The organism is Bacillus sp. FSL K6-2861 (genome assembly GCF_038630725.1).
Taxonomy (GTDB): domain Bacteria; phylum Bacillota; class Bacilli; order Bacillales; family Bacillaceae; genus Bacillus; species Bacillus velezensis.
The window spans coordinates 2,373,306-2,393,687 of record NZ_CP152037.1 but is presented as its reverse complement, the minus strand read 5'-3'; the positions used below and the strand labels follow the sequence as shown (position 1 = coordinate 2,393,687).

Sequence of the window (20,382 nt, the reverse complement as noted above, 5' to 3'; positions counted from 1 at the left end):
TGATATGAAAAAGCCTGAGGTAAAGTACTGCGGGATACGATCGAAGCGTGATTACGAACTTGCGGCAGCTTCAGGAGCGGATTATCTGGGATTTATTTTTGCCGCAAGCAAACGGAGAGTAACGCCGGATGAGGTCCGGAAATGGAAAGAGCAGGTCCGGACAGACAAGAAACATGTCGGAGTATTTGTAAATGAAACGATAGAAAACATCGCGCAAATCGCCTCTGATCTGGCACTTGACGCCATCCAGCTTCACGGTGATGAATCGCCTGAGGATGCCCTCCGTCTCCGTCCGCTTGTGCGCTCGGAGATATGGAAAGCGCTCCATCACGGGGAAGGGACGCTTCGTCAGATGGCTCAATTTGCACCTGCTGTCGACGGCTATGTCATTGATTCTTCAGTAAAAGGAATGAGAGGCGGCACGGGAATCGCGTTTTCATGGGCCCGTGTCCCCTTGTACCGAAAGCAGGCTCAAAATGCAAACAAGCGCTGTTTTATCGCGGGCGGCGTTAATCCTGAAACGATTACCGGCTTACTGAGATCGCGTCCGTGCGGTATAGATCTTGCCAGCGGAATTGAAAAAAACGGACAAAAGGATCAAACACTGATCCGGCTACTAGAAGAAAGGATGAACCACTATGTATCCATATCCAAATGAAATCGGAAGATACGGCGAATTCGGCGGCAAATTTGTCCCTGAAACATTGATGCGGCCCCTTGAGGAAATCGAAACGGCTTTCAAAGAATTAAAGAATGATCCCGTTTTTCATGCCGAATATAAAAAGCTATTGTTTGATTACTCCGGAAGACCGACTGCATTAACGTTCGCAGACAGGGTGTCAGAGTATTTGGGAGGGGCGAAAATCTATCTGAAAAGAGAAGATTTAAACCATACCGGCTCTCATAAAATTAACAACGCGTTAGGCCAGATTCTGCTTGCTAAAAAGATGGGCAAAACGAAAATCATCGCCGAAACCGGCGCGGGACAGCACGGTGTGGCTGCCGCGACAGCCGCCGCAAAATTCGGTTTTAAATGTACGGTTTTTATGGGTGAAGAAGACGTTGCGCGCCAGTCGCTGAACGTATTCCGGATGAAACTGCTCGGCGCGGAAGTGGTGCCGGTCACAAGCGGCAACGGCACGCTGAAAGATGCGACGAATGAGGCGATCAGGTATTGGGTCCAGCATTGTGAAGATCATTTCTACCTTATCGGTTCTGTAGTGGGGCCGCATCCGTATCCGTATATCGTTCGCGAATTTCAGAAAATCATCGGAGAGGAAGCGAAAGAACAGCTCCGCCGGGTTGAAGGAACGCTCCCGGATAAGATTGTTGCATGTGTCGGCGGCGGAAGCAATGCGATGGGCATTTTTCAGGCCTTTTTAGACGAAGATACTGAGCTGATCGGCGCCGAGGCGGCCGGAAAAGGAATTGATACGCCGCTGCATGCGGCAACGATCGCAAAAGGGACGCTCGGGGTGATTCACGGATCAATGACCTATTTAATACAAGATAAATACGGGCAGATTATCGAACCGTATTCCATTTCAGCAGGCCTTGATTACCCGGGGATCGGCCCTGAGCACGCCTATCTGCATAAAAGCGGCCGTGTAACGTACGAAAGCGTGACAGACGAAGAAGCGATTGCCGCGTTACGTCTGCTTTCTGAAACAGAAGGTATTCTTCCGGCTATTGAATCTGCCCACGCCCTGGCAAAAGCGTTTGAAATGGCAAAAGACATGGATAAAGATAAAATCATTCTCGTCAGTTTATCGGGAAGAGGAGATAAAGACGTTCATACGCTGATGAATGTTTTGGAAAACGGGGTGGAGACACATGTTTAATCTGCGAGAGTCTGAAAAATTATTTATCCCTTTTATCACAGCGGGCGATCCGCTTCCTGACATTTCTGTTGAACTGGCAATATCATTGCAGAACGCAGGCGCTTCTGCCCTTGAAATCGGCGTTCCTTACACAGATCCGCTTGCGGACGGACCCGTCATACAACGGGCTTCAAAACGGGCTCTGGAAAACGGAATGAATATCGTAAAAGCAATTGAACTTGGCGGCAAAATGAAAAAAAACGGCGTTCATATTCCAATTATCCTCTTTACGTATTACAATCCTGTGTTACAATTAGAAAAAGAATGCTTTTTCGCTTTACTGCGGGAAAACGACATAGACGGTCTGCTTGTACCCGACCTTCCATTAGAGGAAAGCTCCCTTTTGCAAATGACATGCAAAAAGGAGAATATCGCTTATATCTCACTGGTTGCGCCGACAAGTGAAGACCGTTTGAAAATAATTACTGAACAGGCCTGCGGCTTTGTGTATTGTGTATCCTCTTTAGGAGTGACGGGCGTACGCAGCGAATTCGATCCGTCTGTATACTCTTTCATCCGTAAGGTGAAAGAATTCAGCTCTGTTCCGGTGGCGGTCGGTTTTGGCATCTCGAACCGCAAACAGGTTGACAGGATGAATGAAATATCTGACGGTGTTGTTGTCGGCAGCGCGCTTGTCAAAAAAGTTGAAGAGCTTAAAATAAAGCTTGTGAATCCCGGAACAAGAGCTGATGCGCTTCTTGAATTTGAAGAATACGCAAAGACGTTCGGACGACTGTACAGTGTAAAATGAGGTGACTGGATTTGCAGATAAAAGAACAGCTGCGGCAGCTGAAACCGTATCAGCCGGGCAAACCAATAGAAGAAGTGAAAATGGAATACGGGCTTGAGAAAGTAGTAAAACTCGCTTCTAACGAAAATCCGTTCGGCTGTTCACAGGCCGCTAAAGATGCGCTTCATCAGGAGATTGAGCAGCTTGCGCTGTATCCCGATGGTTACAGTGCCGCCTTGAGAACGCGGCTCAGTGAGCATCTGCAGGTCAGTGAATCTTCGATCATTTTCGGCAACGGCTCTGATGAGCTAGTGCAGATTATCTGCCGTTCTTTATTAAATGATCAGGCAAACACGATTACCGCCGCCCCGACTTTCCCGCAATACAGACACAATGCGGTGATTGAAGGCGCTGAGGTGCGCGAGGTGCCGCTCCGCAGTGACGGCGCTCATGATTTGGACCGGATGCTGGAAGCAATTGACGGCGAGACGAAAGTCATATGGGTATGCAACCCCAATAATCCGACGGGGACATATACTTCTGAACAAGAGCTAATTGCCTTTTTAAACAGAGTTCCCGAGCATATACTCGTTGTACTTGATGAAGCGTACTACGAGTATGTTACGGCGGAAGATTACCCAGAAAGCATTCCGCTTGTAAAGCAATATCCGAATGTTATGATCCTCCGCACCTTCTCTAAAGCGTACGGACTTGCCGCGCTGCGCGTCGGATACGGCATTGCGGACGAAGCGCTGATCCGCCAGATTGAACCGGCGAGAGAGCCGTTCAATACGAGCAGAATCGGTCAGGCTTCGGCACTGGCAGCGCTTGATGACCAGACATTTATTCAGGAATGCGTCGAGAAAAATAAAGCAGGCCTTAAGCAGTATTATGATTTTGCAGAAACTCTCGGATTAACTTGTTATCCTTCACAAACCAACTTTGTGCTCATTGATTTTAACCGCCCGGCGGATGAACTGTTCCAAGCCCTGTTGGAAAAAGGATATATCGTCCGCTCAGGACAGGCGCTCGGATTTCCGACAGCGTTAAGGATTACGGTCGGTACGCAAGAGCAGAATGAGGAAATTCTCACAATTTTAGCTGAAATATTATAAGAGGTGATCAGGCATCACCTCTTTGCTCTATTAAAATAGTTGAAAAAGGAAATGAGTGAAATGAAGGATACTATATTGCTTGCGGGGATCGGGCTGATCGGCGGATCGATCGCATTGGCCATCAAAAAGGAGCATCCGCATAAACGGATTATCGGTGTGGATATTTCGGAAGAACAGCTCACTGCCGCGCTGAAGCTCGGAATTATTGACGAGCGGGCCGGCTCATTTACGGAAGGGGCGCAGCAAGCGTCTGTTGTCATTATCGCCACGCCTGTCGCCCAAACGCTGAAAATGCTCGATGTGCTGGCCGCATCAGACATCACCCATGAACTCCTGATTACGGATGTGGGCAGCACGAAACAGAAAGTCGTCAGCTACGCTGACAAAGTGCTTCCGGCTCACTATCAATTTGTCGGCGGCCATCCGATGGCGGGATCTCATAAATCCGGGGCCGCTGCCGCGAAAGAATTTTTATTCGAAAATGCGTTTTACATTTTAACACCCGGAAAATCAACTTCTAAAGAGTCAGTAACGCATCTGAAGGAACTCTTGAAAGCGGCAAACGCCCACTTTGTGGAGATGACTCCCGAGGAGCATGACGGCGTAACGAGCGTCATCAGCCATTTCCCTCATATCGTTGCTGCAAGCCTCGTACATCAGGCTCATCATGCTGAAGAAGATTATCCGTTTTTGAAACGTTTCGCAGCCGGCGGTTTTCGGGACATCACCAGGATCGCCTCAAGCAGTCCGGCGATGTGGAGGGACATACTTCTTCATAACAAAGATAAACTGCTTGACCGCTTCAAAGAATGGAAACGGGAGATTGACACGATCGAATCTTATGTAGAAAATGAAGATGCGGACAGCCTGTTCGGATATTTTAAAAAAGCGAAAGATTATCGCGACGGTCTGCCGCTCCGTCAAAAAGGAGCGATCCCATCCTTTTATGACCTTTATGTCGATGTTCCCGATCATCCGGGGGTCATTTCGGAAATTACGGCGATATTGGCAGAAGAACAAATCAGTATCACCAACATCCGCATTATCGAAACAAGAGAAGATATTAACGGAATTCTCAGAATCAGTTTCCAGACTGATGATGACCGGAAGCGCGCGGAAACCTGCATTCAATCCCGCGCCAAATATGACACATTTTACGCTGACTGAGGTGGAAAACATTGAAAAGAGAAAAAGTGACGTCTTTAAACGGTGAAATTCATATTCCAGGGGATAAATCCATCTCCCACCGTTCTGTTATGTTCGGAGCGCTTGCGGAAGGAACGACAACGGTAAAAAACTTTTTGCCCGGAGCCGATTGTCTGAGCACCATTGCCTGCTTCAGAAAAATGGGTGTCTCCATTGAACAAAACGGAAGTGATGTAAAGATATACGGAAAGGGCATTGACGCACTTTCTGAGCCTGACAGCCTTCTTGATGTCGGAAATTCCGGCACGACCATCCGCCTGATGCTCGGCATTTTAGCCGGACGCCCATTTCACAGTACGGTAGCGGGCGACGAAAGTATTGCAAAGCGCCCGATGAAGAGGGTGACGGAGCCTTTAAAACAGATGGGAGCCGCGATTGACGGAAGAGCGGACGGAGGATTTACGCCTTTATCCGTAAGAGGCGGACAATTGAAAGGCATTGATTACGTCTCCCCTGTTGCAAGCGCGCAGATCAAATCCGCCGTGCTGCTTGCCGGATTGCAGGCAGAAGGGACGACGACCGTCACTGAGCCTCATAAATCGAGAGACCATACGGAACGGATGCTGAACGCTTTTGGCGCCGAGCTTGCGGAAACGGAGACGAACGCTTCCGTAACGGGCGGTCAGAAGCTTCGGGGAGCTGATATTTTCGTGCCCGGCGATATTTCTTCAGCGGCCTTTTTCCTCGCGGCAGGTGCTGTCGTTCCCGGAAGCCGGATTGTGCTGAAAAACGTCGGCCTGAACCCGACACGCACGGGAATACTTGATGTCTTAAAGCAAATGGGGGCTTCACTTGAAGTGATTCCTTCAGAAGCGGACAGCGCTGAGCCTTATGGAGACCTGGTTATTGAAACTTCAGATCTGAAAGCGGCAGAAATCGGCGGAGAAATCATTCCCCGTTTAATTGACGAGATCCCGATTATCGCCCTTTTGGCAACGCAGGCTGAAGGCACAACTGTCATTAAAGACGCTGCGGAGCTGAAGGTGAAGGAAACGAACCGGATCGACACCGTCGTATCAGAGCTCCGGAAAATCGGCGCAGACATTGAACCGACTGAAGACGGCATGAAAATACACGGCAAAAAAATGCTTGCGGGCGGAGCCGATGTGTCAAGCCACGGCGACCACCGCATCGGCATGATGCTCGGTATCGCTTCGTGCCTTACAAAAGAGCCGATTGACATCCGTGATACTGAGGCGATCCATGTCTCATATCCGACATTTTTTGAGCATTTAGATCAATTAGCCAAAAAAGCCTGAAGACGATTCTTCGGGCTTTTTTCTTCATGTGTCATAAAACTTTGGGCTTTGACATAGCTTGTCTTAAACAGAAAAATAAAAGAAAGGGGGAATGCGTTTTCGTTACAGAAACAGCCGGAACAAATTGCGCTGTTTGCGTATAAAGATGCCGTCCCCCTTTTTGCCGTTTTCCTCTTAACCATTTTCTGATAAACTATAATGCCGGGTGAAGCATCTTATTTGCGGGCAGGCCCTGTCTGAATTATGATAAGAATAACCCGAATAAAAACCCTTTTCATTGGTTGATGAGGTATAGGAAAAGAAAGGACCGGTCTGATTTGAATACATTGATTCAAGAAGCCATAAAATTAGTTGAAGCAGGTGAAACCGAAAAGGGACTCAAAGCGCTTTCAAAAGCTGAAACGCAGCTTCATGACGAAGACAAAGCCATTGCAGCCCAGCTCTACTATGAATGGGGAAACGCCGAAAAAGCATTAGCGCTGATCAGTGATCTGCATGACCTTTATCCGGATGAGTCTGAGCTGACGAATTTTTACGCCGAATTGTTAATAGATATTGATGAAGAAGAAAAAGCTCTTGAGGTGCTGGAGACAATTTCTCCGGAAGACCCGTCTTACGCGGAAAGCCTTCTTTTAATGGCTGATCTGTATCAGATGCAGGGCTTATTTGAAGTAAGTGAGCAAAAGCTGTTACAGGCGAAAACGATGTTACAAGATGAACCTGTTATTGATTTCGCTCTGGGGGAATTATACTTCACTCAGGGGTCATACGCAAAAGCCGTTCCTTACTATGAAGAGACGGCAAAAGAACGGCACGAAATCGGCGGCGTAAATGTTCATCAGAGGCTGGCTGAGTCATTGAGCGCGGCGGGTGAATTTGAGGAAGCGATTTCATGGTATGAAAAAGCGGCGGCAGAACATACAGAACCGAATACGATTTTCGGGTACGGGTTCACAGCCTATCAGGCGGGAATGGTCAAAACAGCCATCAAGCAGCTGTCTGATTTAAAAGGGCTTGATCCTTCCTATTCATCGCTTTATATGCCGCTTGCAAAAAGCTATGAGGCAGAAGGCATGTATGAAGATGCATTAAAAACCGCTAAAGAAGGTATTACTTACGATGAATACAATAAAGAGCTTTTTCTCTATGCGGCGAAAATGGCGTTAAAGCTCGGCAACGAAGAGGAAGGCAAAAAGCTTCTTCAGGAAGCGCTGGCGCTCGATCCGGGTTACGTGGAAGCGCTCCATACGCTTTTAGCCGTCTATCATAAAGAAGAAAGCTTTGAAGAGATTATTGATCTGATTAAGGAAGTCCGCGGCTACGGAGAAGAAGATCCGAAATACAATTGGTATTTGGCGGGTGCCTATACAGGCCTTGAGCAATACGCTGAAGCGAAAAAAAGCTTCGAAGCTGCGTATCTCCATTATCAGGATGATCGGGATTTCTTATATGAATACGCTCACTTCTTATTGGAAGAGGGTCTCCAGAAAGAAGCGCTGCCGCTTTTAAAACAAGTGCTTTCAATGGATGGAACAAACGAAGAGCTTGAAGAAACAATCTTACGGATAGAGGATGAATTTTTAAGATAAGCAGGATTTTGGACCATGCTTGCTGAATGTATAAGTGATGTCAGATTATACGATCGATAGAGGAGGGAATTACATGCAGACCCCTGTTTCTGTCAATGAAAAAAAGGATTTTATCCGTTGGTTTTTAAATCATTATCAGCTTAAACGCCGGGAGTGCGTCTGGATTTTAAATTATTTAATGAGTCATGATTCATTAATGGAAAAAGTCCATTTTGTAGAACAAGCCGAATTTTGCCCGAGAGGCATTATCATGTCTACTCATTGCGTTGATGAGGTGCCGTTTAGGTTTTATAAAGAAAATGTCATGACTACGGACGCGGAAAAATCTTTTCACGACATCCGGTTAAATAAACAGCAGGATTTATTTATCCAGCTGAATTTCCGTTCGGCCTACAGCTCACCGGAATATGCCGCTGTTCTTGAATCAAATCCGCATCTGCCGAAAGACCTGTTTGAAAATAAACAGGATCAGGGGATGGCCGAAAAAATATTAGAACATGCCATTTCCACTTTCCAGCGGGAAAAGCTGCTTAAAGATATCGACGAGGCGCTGGACCGCCACGACAAAGAAACATTTGAAAAGCTTTCCCGCCAATTGAATCAGCTCACATAAATGACAGCCTTGCAGAATATGCAAGGCTTGTTGCGTAAAGAGGAGGAACGAGACATGAGATGGAGGGCCGCTGATGCCGATGCCTATATACAATCTGCGGATTACATTGATACCGCTGTCATTCCGTTAATTTCCATAACGTCTTCAGGAGGCTTAAAAGAGGCCGTTGAACAGGGGGAAAGCACTCAATTGCTTTCTGAAGAGCTTGAGCGCCAATTGAAGGGACGGGTATATTTATTCCCCTCTTATACATATGTTGATATAGACCAATCACAAATCGCCCTGCTTCAAAAACTCAAAGAAGAGGTGATGACCAACTTCCGGCACGCCTTGTTTCTGACGGCAGACGAAAAATGGAAGGATTCTGAAATAGGGTCTGATGTCATATACATACCTGCCGTTCCGTTTGAACATATGAAAGACTCTTTAAAGAGAAAAATTGCGGATGACAAGTGCGGAGAAATTTTGAACGTTTTGTTACAGAAGTGGAACAATTCTTAAAAACACCAGGCATCCCGCAAAACACCCGTTTTGCCTCTGTTGACCTTGCTGAAAGATTCATATATTATGAGGGTGTCAAATCTCAGAATTATTTTCTATTTTAGTTAATTTTTGGTCAATCTTTAGGGGGGGAAGAGATGGGCGGAAAACAAGATATATCAAGAAGACAATTTTTAAACTATGCGCTCACCGGCGTGGGGGGATTTATGGCCGCCAGTGCGCTTATGCCCATGGTCCGTTTTGCGCTGGACCCGGTATTAAAACCGACGGGAGATCAAAAAATGGTGCAGGTTGTCAGTGTGGATGAGCTGACGAAGGAGCCGAAGCGGTTTGACTTTAAAATTCATCAAGTCGACGCCTGGTACGAATCGGAAGAATCCAGGTCAGCCTGGGTTTACAAGCATGGGGATGAAATTATAGCGCTTTCTCCGATCTGTAAGCATTTGGGCTGCACCGTAAACTGGAACAATGATCCTAAAAATCCGAACAAGTTCTTTTGTCCCTGCCATTACGGGCTGTATGAAAAAGACGGCACGAACGTTCCGGGCACGCCGCCGCTCGCGCCTCTTGACCGTTATGAGCAAAAAGTAAAGGACGGCTTTTTGTATCTTGGAAAAGCAAAGCCTAGGGGGGAAGGGTGACATGCTGAACAAAATTTATGACTGGGTGGATGAACGTCTCGATATTACGCCGATGTGGCGGGATATCGCCGACCATGAAGTGCCGGAACATGTAAATCCCGCTCACCATTTCTCGGCTTTTGTCTATTGTTTCGGCGGTTTGACGTTTTTTGTAACCGTTATCCAAGTGCTGTCCGGGATGTTTTTAACGATGTATTATGTGCCGGATATAAAAAACGCGTGGGAATCTGTGTATTATTTGCAGAATGAAGTCGCTTTCGGGCAGATTGTAAGGGGTATGCACCATTGGGGCGCAAGTTTAGTCATCGTGATGATGTTTTTACATACGCTGCGGGTTTTCTTTCAGGGAGCTTATAAAAAGCCTCGGGAATTGAACTGGATCGTCGGTGTTCTGATCTTTTTTGTGATGCTCGGTCTCGGTTTTACAGGGTATCTGCTTCCATGGGATATGAAGGCGCTGTTTGCGACAAAGGTAGGTCTTCAGATTGCGGAGGCGACGCCATTGATCGGAGCGCAGGTGAAAACTCTTCTTGCCGGCCACCACGATATTGTCGGCGCCCAAACGCTGACGAGATTTTTTGCGATTCACGTATTTTTTCTCCCTGCCGCTTTGTTTGCGCTCATGGGCGCCCACTTTGTCATGATCCGCAAGCAGGGAATTTCAGGACCGCTTTAATACAAATCTGATATAAAAGGGAGGGGATGACATGCACCGGGGGAAAGGAATGAAGTTTGTAGGAGATTCAAGGATACCGGCTGAAAAAAAACCGAATATACCGAAAGACTATTCAGAGTATCCTGGAAAGACAGAGGCGTTTTGGCCGAACTTCCTGCTGAAAGAATGGATGGTCGGGGCCGTTTTCCTCGTCGGATTTCTCGTTTTAACGATTGTGCACGAGCCGCCTTTGGAACGGGTGGCGGACCCGACGGATACAGGGTATATTCCGCTGCCGGATTGGTATTTTCTATTTTTATACCAGCTATTAAAATATGAATATGCCGCAGGGAGCTACACCGTTATCGGCGCGATGATTATACCGGGTCTTGCCTTCGGGTCGCTGCTTTTGGCTCCGTTTCTCGACAGGGGGTCTGAAAGAAGGCCGTGGAAGCGTCCGGTTGCGGTCGGCATGATGCTTTTGGCGCTTTGCGCTACGGTCTTTTTAACGTGGCAGTCAGTCGCGACGCATGACTGGGCGAAGGCGGAGGAGCAAGGGAAAATCAAAAAAGAAGCCGCCATTGATACTGAATCAGACGGTTATAAGGTATTTAAAGAACAAGGCTGTATTTCCTGTCACGGGGATAATCTTCAAGGCGGAAGCGCCGGTCCGTCTCTGGTCGATAACGGGCTGAGCCCGGAAGAAATTAAAAAAATCGCCGTCAAAGGGAAAGGGCAGATGCCAGCCGGTATTTTTAAAGGGAATGACAAACAGCTTGATCAGCTGGCGAAGTTCATTTCTGAAACGACAGCGAAATAACGTATTGTGAAGTAGACAATAGCAGGATATACTTTTATGAAAAGAGCTGACCGGATGTCAGCTTTTTTTGCATGATACATACTTTTTACGGACTGAGAGTTGATGGTATGAGGTGGATTTCTTATCTTTTAGGGTTGCGCGGCATGCTTCTGCTTGTTCTTGCCGTTAATTTTATCGGTACGGTGTACGGCTATTATTGGTATTTGCCGCAGCTTGCGGACACGCCGTTCCGATTTCTGATATTTGTGCCTGACAGCCCGACGGCGACGTTTTTTTTCCTGTTCGTGCTTCTGGCATTTCTCATGGGAAGAAACGCGCCGCTGTTTGAAGCGCTGGCTCTTGTAACCCTTGTAAAATACGGGCTGTGGGCGGTAGGAATGAATGTCTTTGTGCTGGTCAAAATGGGGCAGATGCCTTGGGAAGGGTACATGCTGATTGCTTCACATTTTGCCATGGCCGTTCAAGGCGTTTTATACAGCCCGTATTTTCGGTTCCGGTTATGGCATCTTGCCGCTGCCGCTGTTTGGACGCTTCATAATGATGTCATTGATTATCTTTTCGGCATGATGCCCCGCTACTCAATGCTCAATGACTATATGCAAGAGATCGGCTATGCTACATTCTGGCTGAGCATATTTTCACTCGGCCTTGCATACTACTTGGTGATTTCCAAAAGACGGATAAAGCTTGACTTACACTGATAGAATCTTGGTCTAACCTTGTCCCGCTCCTCATATTCTGTAAAGAGAAGGAGTGGGAGGGACCTCTATGAAACGAAAGCTGACGATCTGTCTTTTACTTGCTCTTATGTGTTTCATCACAACTGCCAAAGCTGAAGATGAGGGCGGTCTCAAGGAACTGAACGACCTTTCGGATACCGTTTTCCAAATGACGCGGCATTCGCAGTATGATGAGGCTCTGCAAGTGCTTGGCTACTTTAAGAAAAAAATGACACACGTAAACTCACTGAGCGGCGCCGAAGTCAGGCAGGTGACTCTGGGTTTCAATGATTTAGTGCGCGTTCTAAAACAGGCAGACGCCTCAGATACCGAAAAAATCCGGGCAGCCGCCCAGTTCAGGTTGGTAATGGATGCGATGGAAGACCACTCCGATCCGCTGTGGGGTTCGCTTGAAAGACCGATTATGGCGACATTCAGCGCCTTAAAAGAAGATGTCAGCGGAAACGGAAGTGAAAATTTCAATGAAAAGTGGAATGAATTTATATCATTATATGATTTAATTTATCCCAGCCTGACAATGGATGTGTCGGCCGGCCAGCTTGATACGGTGGCGAAACATATCGAGGTGATTGAGCAGGACGGGTTTCAGCAGATGACAAAAGGAACAAAGCTTGAGCGTCTGACGCTCCTGCAGCAGGATTTAAAGCGGGTTTTTGACAAGGTGGAGCGGGATGACGCTGACCCTTCGCTGCTCTGGGTCATTCTGACAACAGGCGGTATCATTATTACTGCGCTGACATATGTCGGCTACCGAAAATACAGAGCGGAAAAAAAGAAAGAGAAAAAGCGTGAGTATCCTAAGTCTAAATAAACACAAATTGCTGTAAAGGAGCTAAGGCAGTGAAAAAACTCATCCAGCAATTGGCTTCAAAACACCTCCCGCAGCCGATCAGAGGCAGAAAAGGGGCGACTGACGAAGGACCGCGAAACCTCGCGCGTGACTTCCAGAATCCTGACATGCTCGTTCCGCCTTCAACGGATGCAGGAACGGTTCAAAACTTGAAATTCTCATTTTCTGATACGCATATGAGGCTTGAAGACGGCGGATGGTCCAGAGAGGTGACGGTCAGGGAACTGCCGGTATCCAAAAACATCGCGGCGGTGAACATGAGACTGAAGCCGGGAGCTGTGCGGGAGCTTCATTGGCATAAAGAAGCCGAATGGGGATATGTGATTAACGGAGGAGTCCGTTTAACTGCGGTCGATCAAAATGGAAGGAATTTTATTGACAACGTAAGTGAAGGGGATCTGTGGTATTTTCCTTCCGGCATTCCTCATTCCATTCAAGGATTAGAGCAGGGCAGTGAGTTTTTGCTCGTCTTTGATGACGGCTCTTTTTCAGAAAACAGCACCTTTTCAGTAACGGACTGGTTTGCCCATACCCCGCGCAGCGTGCTGGAGGCGAACTTTGGTGTTTCCGGATATGATTTGGCTTACATCCATAAGAAAGAGCGTTACATGTTCCAGTTGGAACCGCCTCCCCCTATTGAGCAGGCAGCAGTTTCTTCCCCGGAAGGCACCGTTTTGGAGCCGTTCAGCTACAAGCTTTCCCGGCAGGAGCCTCTTGTTACCAGCGGGGGAAGAGTAAAGATTGTCGATTCAAAAACGTTTAAGGTGTCAAAAACGATTGCCGCAGCTCTTGTGGAGGTCGAACCCGGAGGCATGAGAGAATTGCATTGGCATCCGAATACGGACGAGTGGCAGTATTATCTTTCAGGAGAAGCGAAAATGACGGTGTTTGCGGCGGAGGGAAGAGCGCGGACATTTAACTATCAAGCGGGTGACGTAGGATATGTTCCTTTTACAATGGGACATTATGTTCAGAATACCGGTGAGACCGTGCTTCGCTTTCTGGAAATCTTCAAAAGCGACCGTTTCGAAGACGTCTCCTTAAACCAATGGCTGGCACTGACGCCGCAGCGCTTCGTCGAGCAGACGCTCAATGTCAGTCCGGCATTCGCCCGCCGATTGAAAAAGAAAAAATCACCGGTTGTCAAATGGAAACACGAACAGTAAAGGCGGCAAAAGCCGCCTTTTTATTATCGTCTGATCGGATTTTTATTTTCATCAAGCGTAAATCCTTCGCCGAGCACATCATGGACGTCGCTTACTGCAACAAAGGCGTGCGGGTCAACGGAAGTGATGACGCTTTTCAAAAGCACAATTTCGTTTTTCGGAACGACGCAGTAAAGAACGTCCCTGTCTTCTTTTGTATATGATCCCTGTCCTTTTAAAACGGTGACGCCGCGCTCCATCTCTTCAATGATTTTTTGCTGGATCAAATCGTTTTTCGAAGAAATAATCGTTGCCCCTTTTGCGGCATAGCCGCCTTCCTGAATAAAATCAATCAATCTCGCAGCGACAAAAACGGCTACAAGCGTGTACATCGCTTCCTTGTAAGAAAGATACGTAAACAAAGAAAGCAGAATGACACAGGCGTCAAAGGCAAACATCGTCCGGCCCATCGGGATTCCGAAAAATTTGTTGATCAGCCTGGCGATGATATCGACCCCGCCCGTCGTGCCGCCGTATTTAAAAATAATACCGAGACCCGCGCCGATAAATACTCCGGCGAACAAGGCGGCCAGCGCTAAATCATGGGACAGCGGCATATGAATTTCGTAGCGCTGAAAAACACTCAGAAAAACAGAAAGAGAGACGGTGCCGATCAGGGTATAGACAAACATCGTCCGGCCGAGCATACGCCAGCCGATGAAAAAGATAGGAATGTTCAATACCAGGTTGGAAATAGAAGGGCTGATGTGGAATAACGCATATAAAAGCAGCGTAATGCCGGTAAATCCGCCTTCCGCCAAATTGTTCTGCATATTAAAGTGAACCAGTCCGAATGAAAAAACAGCGGCGCCGATTAAAATAAAGCAAATGTTTTTAATTCTGATTTCTCCAAGCATTGCATCAAACCCCTTTTCCTTCCATAAGATTGCGTAAATATTATAGTGGATACAAAAGAAAACAGCAAACTGCCGTTTTTAACATTTGTCAAATGTACTTGAATTAGCTAACATGGAAGAGATGACAGGAGGTATTCGCACAGTGAGTGACAAAACGATGAAAGACTTACAAGCTGAGGTCGATGAATATATCGGCCAATTCAAAGAAGGCTATTTCAGCCCGCTTGCCATGATGGCCCGTCTCACGGAAGAACTGGGCGAACTTGCAAGAGAAGTCAACCATTATTATGGGGAAAAGCCGAAGAAAACGACGGAAAATGAGAAAAGCATGGAAGAGGAAATGGGCGATGTGCTGTTCGTCCTGATCTGCCTCGCCAACTCCCTTGATATTTCATTGGAGGAAGCTCATAACCGCGTCATGCATAAATTTAATACACGTGATAAAGACCGCTGGACTAGAAAAGAAGAAGGAAAGTAGGAGAAACCATGTCAAATGAAACCATTAAAGTCGTCATTGCCGGACCGAGAGGCAGAATGGGCCAGGAGGCCGTAAAACTTGCCGTCCGCACGCCTCATTTTGAGCTTGTCGGCGCCATTGACCATACATACGATCAGCAAACATTGCGGGAAGTGATGTCAGCTGATTCAGACGCTCTTATTTATACGGATATCCGCGCATGTTTCCAAGAAACAAAACCGGATGTGCTGATCGATTTGACAACGCCTGAAATCGGCAAAAAACATACGAAAGCCGCTCTTGAACACGGCGTCCGCCCCGTTGTGGGAACGACCGGATTTTCTGAAGCGGATTTAGAGGAGCTTCAAGCCTTGACTGAAGAAAAAGGAATCGGCGCCATCATCGCTCCGAACTTTGCATTGGGCGCGGTACTGATGATGAAGTTCTCACAAATGGCCGCCAACTATTTTGAAGATGTAGAAATCATTGAGCTTCATCATGATCAAAAGCTGGATGCCCCGAGCGGAACGGCGCTGAAAACAGCGGAAATGATCTCAAGCGTTCGTACAGAAAAGCAGCAGGGCCATCCTGATGAAAAAGAAATTCTGCCGGGCGCCCGCGGTGCTGAATTAAACGGCATCCGCCTTCACAGCGTGCGTCTGCCGGGCCTTATCGCCCACCAGGAAGTCATGTTCGGCATGGACGGCCAGACGCTGAAACTGCGCCATGACTCCTATAACCGGGCTTCCTTTATGTCAGGAGTGAAGCTGTCAGTGGAGCAAGTGATGAAAATCGACCAGCTTGTATACGGACTCGAAAATATTATCGACTGAATCGGCAAGGGGGAGAACATCAAATGAAAATTGCTTTGATTGCTCACGATAAAAAAAAGCAGGATATGGTTCAGTTTACGACCGCATATAAAGATATACTGAGCCATCATGAGTTATACGCGACAGGTACGACAGGCTTAAAAATCCAGGAATCGACCGGATTGTCCGTTGAACGTTTCCAATCCGGCCCGCTCGGCGGAGATCAGCAAATCGGCGCATTGATTGCGGCAAATGCCTTGGATCTCGTCATTTTTTTGCGCGATCCGTTAACTGCGCAGCCTCACGAACCGGATGTCTCGGCGCTGATCCGGCTGTGTGACGTATACGCGATCCCGCTCGCCACAAATATGGGAACAGCGGAAATCCTCGTCCGGACGCTGGACGGCGGGGCATTTGATTTCCGCAATCTTGTGCGCGGAGGAGAGCCGAATGTCTGAACACGTTGATATTCTGGCGTTCGGCGCCCATAGTGATGATGTCGAGATCGGTATGGGCGGCACGATCGCAAAATTTACGGCTCAAGGAAAAACCGCGGTGATATGCGATTTGACCGAGGCCGAACTATCATCCAACGGAACGGTAGGGATAAGAAAAGAAGAAGCGGCAGAGGCGGCACGAATTCTCGGCGTAAAAGAGAGAATCCAGCTTACGCTTCCCGACCGCGGGCTTTTGAAAAGTGAGGACGGCATCCGCCGGATTGTCAGTGTCATCAGAGCCTGCCGACCGAAAACCGTTTTCATGCCTTATCCGAAAGACCGCCATCCTGACCACGGCAATGCGGCGGCTTTGGTCGAAGAAGCGGTGTTCTCGGCTGGAATTCATAAATACAGAGATCACCAGGAACTGCCGGCTCATAAGGCCCAGCGCGTATACTATTATATGATCAACGGGTTTCACCGTCCGGACTTTGTAATCGACATAACGGAAACCATCGATCTGAAAAAAGAAAGCCTGCACGCCTATGAAAGCCAGTTTATTCCTACGGCGCAGTCAGTGAACACACCGCTGACCAACGGTTATATCGAAATGGTGGAAGCGCGGGAAAGACTGTATGGCAAAGAAGCCGGGACGGGGTATGCCGAAGGTTTCTTTTCAAAACAGCTTCCCGTTTTGAATGATGATGTTTTTGGGGGCGGACAATGAGACCATTAAAAATAGGGATTACATGCTACCCGAGTGTCGGAGGCTCGGGTATTATTGCGACGGAACTCGGCAAGCTGCTTGCAGAAAAAGGGCACCAGGTTCATTTCATCACATCAAGCATCCCGTTCAGATTAAATACATATCATCCGAATATTCATTTTCATGAGGTGGAAGTCAACCAATACGCGGTATTTAAATATCCGCCTTATGACCTTACGCTGGCGAGCAAAATCGCCGAGGTTGCCGCGAGGGAAAATCTTGATATCATTCACGCGCACTACGCGCTGCCGCATGCGGTATGCGCTTATCTCGCCAAACAGATGCTCAAGCGCGACATCGGCATCGTGACGACGCTTCACGGTACGGACATCACCGTTTTAGGATATGATCCGTCATTAAAAGATTTAATCCGTTTTGCCATCGAAGCGTCCGACAGAGTGACGGCGGTATCAACCGCGCTTGCCGGAGAAACATATGACTTAATCAAGCCGGATAAAAAAATTGAAACTATCTACAACTTTATTGATGAACGTGTTTATCTTAAGAAAAATACAGAGAGTATAAAAGAGAAACATGGCATTTTGCCGGATGAAAAAGTCGTCATCCATGTCTCGAACTTCAGAAAGGTAAAACGTGTTACAGATGTCATCCGCGTTTTCCGTAATATCGCAGCCAAAACAAAGGCGAAGCTCCTGCTTGTCGGCGACGGGCCGGAAAAGTGCGTCGCTTGGCAGCTTGTCGAAAAATACGGACTGCAGGATCAAGTGCTGCTCCTCGGAAATCAGGACAGGGTGGAAGAGCTGTATTCTATCAGCGATCTTAAGCTTCTTCTGTCTGAAAAAGAAAGTTTCGGACTCGTCCTCCTTGAGGCGATGGCCTGCGGCGTGCCGTGCATCGGAACAAATATCGGCGGAATCCCGGAAGTGATTAAAGATCAAGTAAGCGGTTTTCTGGTGGAAGTCGGCGATATTCAGGCGGCATCTGAAAAAGCGCTTGCCGTTTTAGAAGATAAACAGCTCAGCAAACGATTGACTGATCATGCGCTGAAAATGGTGGAGACCGCCTTTTCTTCGCAAAGAATCGTCAGTCAGTATGAACGGATTTATGACGAATTGGCAGGACCGGAGTGATCTTATGGAACAGGAATTTGTCAAAGCCCTCCCCATCCTTCATCGCCTGATGAAGGCGGGCCATCAGGCGTACTTTGTCGGGGGAGCCGTCAGAGACAGCTATATGAAACGAAAAATTGGTGATGTGGACATCGCAACCAGCGCTTCGCCGAATGAGGTGGAACGTCTCTTTAAGCGGACTGTCGATGTAGGAAAAGAGCACGGCACCGTCATCGTCCTGTGGGAAGATGAAACCTATGAAGTCACCACTTTTCGTGCCGAATCAGAATATAAGGACTACCGGCGCCCTGAAGCTGTGCGGTTCATTACTTCTTTATCAGAAGACTTAAAGCGGAGAGACTTAACGATTAATGCGATGGCGATGTCTGCCGAAGGAGAGCTGCTTGATTATTTCGGAGGCGCACATGATATCGGACAAAAGCTGATCCGTACGGTGGGTAATCCTGAAGACCGTTTTCGGGAAGACGCTCTGCGGATGATGAGAGCCGTCCGCTTTATGAGTCAGCTCGGCTTTCTGTTAGAAAAAGAAACAAGAGAGGCCGTCATAAAAGACAGGGAGCTTTTGGCACATGTATCAGTAGAACGAAAGACCGTCGAGTTTGAAAAGCTGCTGCAGGGCGCTTTCTCACAGGATGCAATTCAAACGATGGTGCAGACAGGTCTGATACAAGAGCTGCCCGGCCTTTCCGGTTATGAGCAGCAAATGCTGGAAGCGAGCGGCTTTCCGTTTTCTTCTTTAGATGCACGCGAAGAACGCTGGGCAGCGCTGTTATTGTTTCTCGGTCTTTGTCCGAAAAGCGCCGAGGCGTTTTTAAAACAATGGAAACTGCCGGGAAAAGTCATAAAAAAAGCGGTGCAGATCATAAGCGTTTATCCGGCGCAGCTGGAAGCGGAAGCGATGTACCGGGCGGGAGAGGCGCTGTTATCAGCCGTTAAAATCGGGATGCTGAAAAAGCATAAGACGATTGATGAACAAAAGCTGAAAGAGGTTCAGAGCCTGTATGAGAAGCTGCCGATCAAAAGCCTTCGAGACCTCGACATTTCAGGCGCTGATCTGATGGAGCTCAGAAACCGCCGCGCGGGTAAATGGGTGGCCGAAGAACTTCGCCGGATTGAAGAAGCGGTATTGGCAGGGAAGCTCCCTAACCGAAAACATGACATAAAGGAGTGGCTCGCATCATGGGATCAACATTAAGAACCCAATTAATTGATTTATTTTCTGAGGCGGGTGACGGCTTTATCTCCGGGCAGAAAATAAGTGACGCGCTCGGCTGCTCGAGAACCGCCGTTTGGAAACATATAGAGGAGCTCCGCAAAGAGGGCTATGAGGTTGAGGCGGTCAGACGAAAAGGGTACAGGCTCATTAAAAAACCGGGGAAACTCAGTGAATCCGAAATCCGTTTCGGGCTGAAAACAGAGGTTTTGGGCAAACAGCTTCATTACCGGGACGTCCTGCCGTCCACCCAAAAAACCGCTCATGAACTTGCCAATGACGGCGCGCCGGAAGGGACGCTCGTAGTCGCCGATAAACAAACGGCAGGCAGAGGAAGAATGGCCAGAGTATGGCATTCACAGGAGGGAAACGGGATTTGGATGAGCCTCATTCTGAGACCCGACGTTCCTTTGCAAAAAACGCCGCAGCTCACTCTGTTATCCGCCGTTGCGGTCGTACAGGCCATCGAGGCCTTTACAGGTGTACAGCCCGCCATTAAATGGCCGAATGATTTAATGATTCACGGCAAAAAAGCCGTCGGGATTTTAACTGAGCTGCAGGCAGAAGAAGACCGTGTCCGTTCGGTCATTCTCGGCATCGGCATCAACGTGAACCAGCAGGAAACCGATTTTCCCGGCGAGCTTCAGGACATTGCGACGAGTCTGAGCATGGAAGCCGGCGAAAAAATTGACAGAGCGGGTCTGATACAAGAGATTCTGCTGACTTTTGAAAAACGCTATCAGGATTATTTGAAGCACGGCTTTACACCGATCAAGCTGTTATGGGAAAGCTATGCGGTCGGACTGGGGAACGAGCTCAGAGCGAGAACGCTGCAAGGGACGTTTTACGGGAAATCGCTCGGCATTGATGATGAGGGAGTTCTTCTCTTGGAAACGAGAGACGGTATAAAGAAGATATATTCTGCCGATATTGAGCTCAATTAAT

23 protein-coding genes are annotated in these 20,382 nt (G+C 47.8%); 22 read left to right on the top strand and 1 reads right to left on the bottom strand.

Features of this window, described 5'->3' with window-relative positions; all coding sequences use genetic code 11:
• Nucleotides 1-4: 4 nt before the first annotated feature.
• The 15 genes from NYE62_RS11800 (at nucleotide 5) to NYE62_RS11730 (ending at nucleotide 13,765) form a co-directional block, all read left to right on the top strand.
• Nucleotides 5-658, top strand: a complete 654-nt coding sequence (locus NYE62_RS11800; RefSeq protein WP_015417721.1) for a phosphoribosylanthranilate isomerase — start codon at nucleotides 5-7, stop codon at nucleotides 656-658.
• Nucleotides 639-1,841 (top strand): tryptophan synthase subunit beta, encoded by a 1,203-nt coding sequence (gene trpB / locus NYE62_RS11795; protein ID WP_144664596.1) that lies wholly within the window; start codon nucleotides 639-641, stop codon nucleotides 1,839-1,841. Before NYE62_RS11800 ends, trpB begins: the two co-directional genes overlap by 20 nt.
• On the top strand, nucleotides 1,834-2,631 hold the full coding sequence (trpA, locus tag NYE62_RS11790; RefSeq protein WP_265451378.1) for a tryptophan synthase subunit alpha: 798 nt from the start codon (nucleotides 1,834-1,836) through the stop codon (nucleotides 2,629-2,631). Before trpB ends, trpA begins: the two co-directional genes overlap by 8 nt.
• A gap of 11 nt (nucleotides 2,632-2,642) precedes the next feature.
• A complete protein-coding gene (gene hisC / locus NYE62_RS11785) occupies nucleotides 2,643-3,725 on the top strand; it encodes a histidinol-phosphate transaminase (RefSeq protein ID WP_265451380.1) in 1,083 nt (360 codons plus the stop codon).
• Between the two features lie 51 nt (nucleotides 3,726-3,776).
• Nucleotides 3,777-4,892: a prephenate dehydrogenase gene (locus tag NYE62_RS11780; protein ID WP_144664599.1), complete on the top strand. Its 1,116-nt coding sequence runs from the start codon at nucleotides 3,777-3,779 to the stop codon at nucleotides 4,890-4,892.
• A gap of 11 nt (nucleotides 4,893-4,903) precedes the next feature.
• Nucleotides 4,904-6,190, top strand: coding sequence for a 3-phosphoshikimate 1-carboxyvinyltransferase (aroA, locus tag NYE62_RS11775; protein WP_342496962.1), 1,287 nt, complete (start codon nucleotides 4,904-4,906; stop codon nucleotides 6,188-6,190).
• Nucleotides 6,191-6,507: 317 nt separating this feature from the next.
• The gene (locus NYE62_RS11770) at nucleotides 6,508-7,779 is read left to right on the top strand and encodes a tetratricopeptide repeat protein (RefSeq protein WP_265451383.1); all 1,272 of its coding nucleotides are present in this window, start codon (nucleotides 6,508-6,510) and stop codon (nucleotides 7,777-7,779) included.
• 73 nt (nucleotides 7,780-7,852) lie between these two features.
• Nucleotides 7,853-8,392: a ReoY family proteolytic degradation factor gene (locus tag NYE62_RS11765; RefSeq protein WP_003153482.1), complete on the top strand. Its 540-nt coding sequence runs from the start codon at nucleotides 7,853-7,855 to the stop codon at nucleotides 8,390-8,392.
• A gap of 54 nt (nucleotides 8,393-8,446) precedes the next feature.
• Nucleotides 8,447-8,893: a YpiF family protein gene (locus tag NYE62_RS11760; RefSeq protein ID WP_158185899.1), complete on the top strand. Its 447-nt coding sequence runs from the start codon at nucleotides 8,447-8,449 to the stop codon at nucleotides 8,891-8,893.
• A gap of 137 nt (nucleotides 8,894-9,030) precedes the next feature.
• Nucleotides 9,031-9,534 (top strand): ubiquinol-cytochrome c reductase iron-sulfur subunit, encoded by a 504-nt coding sequence (locus tag NYE62_RS11755; RefSeq protein ID WP_003153484.1) that lies wholly within the window; start codon nucleotides 9,031-9,033, stop codon nucleotides 9,532-9,534.
• A 1-nt stretch (nucleotide 9,535) separates the two neighbouring features.
• Complete coding sequence (locus NYE62_RS11750) at nucleotides 9,536-10,210, top strand: cytochrome b6 (RefSeq protein ID WP_003153485.1); 675 nt, start codon at nucleotides 9,536-9,538, stop codon at nucleotides 10,208-10,210.
• A gap of 31 nt (nucleotides 10,211-10,241) precedes the next feature.
• A complete protein-coding gene (locus NYE62_RS11745; protein ID WP_007409471.1) occupies nucleotides 10,242-11,009 on the top strand; it encodes a menaquinol-cytochrome c reductase cytochrome b/c subunit in 768 nt (255 codons plus the stop codon).
• Between the two features lie 107 nt (nucleotides 11,010-11,116).
• On the top strand, nucleotides 11,117-11,710 hold the full coding sequence (locus tag NYE62_RS11740; protein ID WP_186314444.1) for a DUF1405 domain-containing protein: 594 nt from the start codon (nucleotides 11,117-11,119) through the stop codon (nucleotides 11,708-11,710).
• A gap of 67 nt (nucleotides 11,711-11,777) precedes the next feature.
• Entirely contained in the window at nucleotides 11,778-12,560 is a 783-nt protein-coding gene (gene ypjB / locus NYE62_RS11735) for a sporulation protein YpjB (protein ID WP_007612217.1), read from the top strand.
• 29 nt (nucleotides 12,561-12,589) lie between these two features.
• Entirely contained in the window at nucleotides 12,590-13,765 is a 1,176-nt protein-coding gene (locus NYE62_RS11730) for an oxalate decarboxylase family bicupin (protein WP_241457516.1), read from the top strand.
• Between the two features lie 23 nt (nucleotides 13,766-13,788).
• Here NYE62_RS11730 and NYE62_RS11725 read toward each other — a convergent pair whose 3' ends face one another.
• Nucleotides 13,789-14,661 carry a YitT family protein gene (locus tag NYE62_RS11725; protein ID WP_003153493.1) on the bottom strand — a complete coding sequence of 291 codons (873 nt, stop codon included), beginning with the start codon at nucleotides 14,659-14,661 and terminating at the stop codon, nucleotides 13,789-13,791.
• Between the two features lie 142 nt (nucleotides 14,662-14,803).
• Between NYE62_RS11725 and NYE62_RS11720 the strand changes: the two genes are divergently transcribed.
• The 7 genes from NYE62_RS11720 to NYE62_RS11690 are packed head-to-tail and all read left to right on the top strand — an operon-like array spanning nucleotide 14,804 to nucleotide 20,381.
• Nucleotides 14,804-15,139 carry a nucleotide pyrophosphohydrolase gene (locus tag NYE62_RS11720; protein WP_003153495.1) on the top strand — a complete coding sequence of 112 codons (336 nt, stop codon included), beginning with the start codon at nucleotides 14,804-14,806 and terminating at the stop codon, nucleotides 15,137-15,139.
• 8 nt (nucleotides 15,140-15,147) lie between these two features.
• Nucleotides 15,148-15,951: a 4-hydroxy-tetrahydrodipicolinate reductase gene (dapB, locus tag NYE62_RS11715; RefSeq protein WP_003153497.1), complete on the top strand. Its 804-nt coding sequence runs from the start codon at nucleotides 15,148-15,150 to the stop codon at nucleotides 15,949-15,951.
• A gap of 23 nt (nucleotides 15,952-15,974) precedes the next feature.
• On the top strand, nucleotides 15,975-16,388 hold the full coding sequence (gene mgsA / locus NYE62_RS11710) for a methylglyoxal synthase (RefSeq protein WP_064115553.1): 414 nt from the start codon (nucleotides 15,975-15,977) through the stop codon (nucleotides 16,386-16,388).
• Nucleotides 16,381-17,094, top strand: coding sequence for a bacillithiol biosynthesis deacetylase BshB1 (gene bshB1, locus NYE62_RS11705; protein WP_335404093.1), 714 nt, complete (start codon nucleotides 16,381-16,383; stop codon nucleotides 17,092-17,094). Before mgsA ends, bshB1 begins: the two co-directional genes overlap by 8 nt.
• On the top strand, nucleotides 17,091-18,224 hold the full coding sequence (bshA, locus tag NYE62_RS11700; RefSeq protein WP_335404094.1) for an N-acetyl-alpha-D-glucosaminyl L-malate synthase BshA: 1,134 nt from the start codon (nucleotides 17,091-17,093) through the stop codon (nucleotides 18,222-18,224). The genes bshB1 and bshA overlap by 4 nt, the downstream gene beginning before the upstream one ends.
• A gap of 4 nt (nucleotides 18,225-18,228) precedes the next feature.
• Nucleotides 18,229-19,419, top strand: coding sequence for a CCA tRNA nucleotidyltransferase (locus NYE62_RS11695; RefSeq protein WP_241457510.1), 1,191 nt, complete (start codon nucleotides 18,229-18,231; stop codon nucleotides 19,417-19,419).
• The gene (locus tag NYE62_RS11690; RefSeq protein ID WP_199022007.1) at nucleotides 19,404-20,381 is read left to right on the top strand and encodes a biotin--[acetyl-CoA-carboxylase] ligase; all 978 of its coding nucleotides are present in this window, start codon (nucleotides 19,404-19,406) and stop codon (nucleotides 20,379-20,381) included. The genes NYE62_RS11695 and NYE62_RS11690 overlap by 16 nt, the downstream gene beginning before the upstream one ends.
• The last annotated feature ends 1 nt before the right edge of the window (nucleotide 20,382 follow it).

What these genes read in the sequence shown, in the direction of transcription:
- NYE62_RS11750 (WP_003153485.1), top strand. Translation starts at nt 9,536, where the DNA reads ATGCTGAACAAAATTTATGACTGGGTGGATGAACGTCTCGATATTACG.
- NYE62_RS11695 (WP_241457510.1), top strand. Translation starts at nt 18,229, where the DNA reads ATGGAACAGGAATTTGTCAAAGCCCTCCCCATCCTTCATCGCCTGATG.
- trpB (WP_144664596.1), top strand. Translation starts at nt 639, where the DNA reads ATGTATCCATATCCAAATGAAATCGGAAGATACGGCGAATTCGGCGGC.
- dapB (WP_003153497.1), top strand. Translation starts at nt 15,148, where the DNA reads ATGTCAAATGAAACCATTAAAGTCGTCATTGCCGGACCGAGAGGCAGA.
- NYE62_RS11760 (WP_158185899.1), top strand. Translation starts at nt 8,447, where the DNA reads ATGAGATGGAGGGCCGCTGATGCCGATGCCTATATACAATCTGCGGAT.
- trpA (WP_265451378.1), top strand. Translation starts at nt 1,834, where the DNA reads ATGTTTAATCTGCGAGAGTCTGAAAAATTATTTATCCCTTTTATCACA.
- mgsA (WP_064115553.1), top strand. Translation starts at nt 15,975, where the DNA reads ATGAAAATTGCTTTGATTGCTCACGATAAAAAAAAGCAGGATATGGTT.
- NYE62_RS11740 (WP_186314444.1), top strand. Translation starts at nt 11,117, where the DNA reads ATGAGGTGGATTTCTTATCTTTTAGGGTTGCGCGGCATGCTTCTGCTT.
- NYE62_RS11755 (WP_003153484.1), top strand. Translation starts at nt 9,031, where the DNA reads ATGGGCGGAAAACAAGATATATCAAGAAGACAATTTTTAAACTATGCG.
- NYE62_RS11690 (WP_199022007.1), top strand. Translation starts at nt 19,404, where the DNA reads ATGGGATCAACATTAAGAACCCAATTAATTGATTTATTTTCTGAGGCG.
- NYE62_RS11780 (WP_144664599.1), top strand. Translation starts at nt 3,777, where the DNA reads ATGAGTGAAATGAAGGATACTATATTGCTTGCGGGGATCGGGCTGATC.
- ypjB (WP_007612217.1), top strand. Translation starts at nt 11,778, where the DNA reads ATGAAACGAAAGCTGACGATCTGTCTTTTACTTGCTCTTATGTGTTTC.
- NYE62_RS11800 (WP_015417721.1), top strand. Translation starts at nt 5, where the DNA reads ATGAAAAAGCCTGAGGTAAAGTACTGCGGGATACGATCGAAGCGTGAT.
- NYE62_RS11765 (WP_003153482.1), top strand. Translation starts at nt 7,853, where the DNA reads ATGCAGACCCCTGTTTCTGTCAATGAAAAAAAGGATTTTATCCGTTGG.
- bshA (WP_335404094.1), top strand. Translation starts at nt 17,091, where the DNA reads ATGAGACCATTAAAAATAGGGATTACATGCTACCCGAGTGTCGGAGGC.
- NYE62_RS11745 (WP_007409471.1), top strand. Translation starts at nt 10,242, where the DNA reads ATGCACCGGGGGAAAGGAATGAAGTTTGTAGGAGATTCAAGGATACCG.
- bshB1 (WP_335404093.1), top strand. Translation starts at nt 16,381, where the DNA reads ATGTCTGAACACGTTGATATTCTGGCGTTCGGCGCCCATAGTGATGAT.
- NYE62_RS11725 (WP_003153493.1), bottom strand. Translation starts at nt 14,661, where the DNA reads ATGCTTGGAGAAATCAGAATTAAAAACATTTGCTTTATTTTAATCGGC.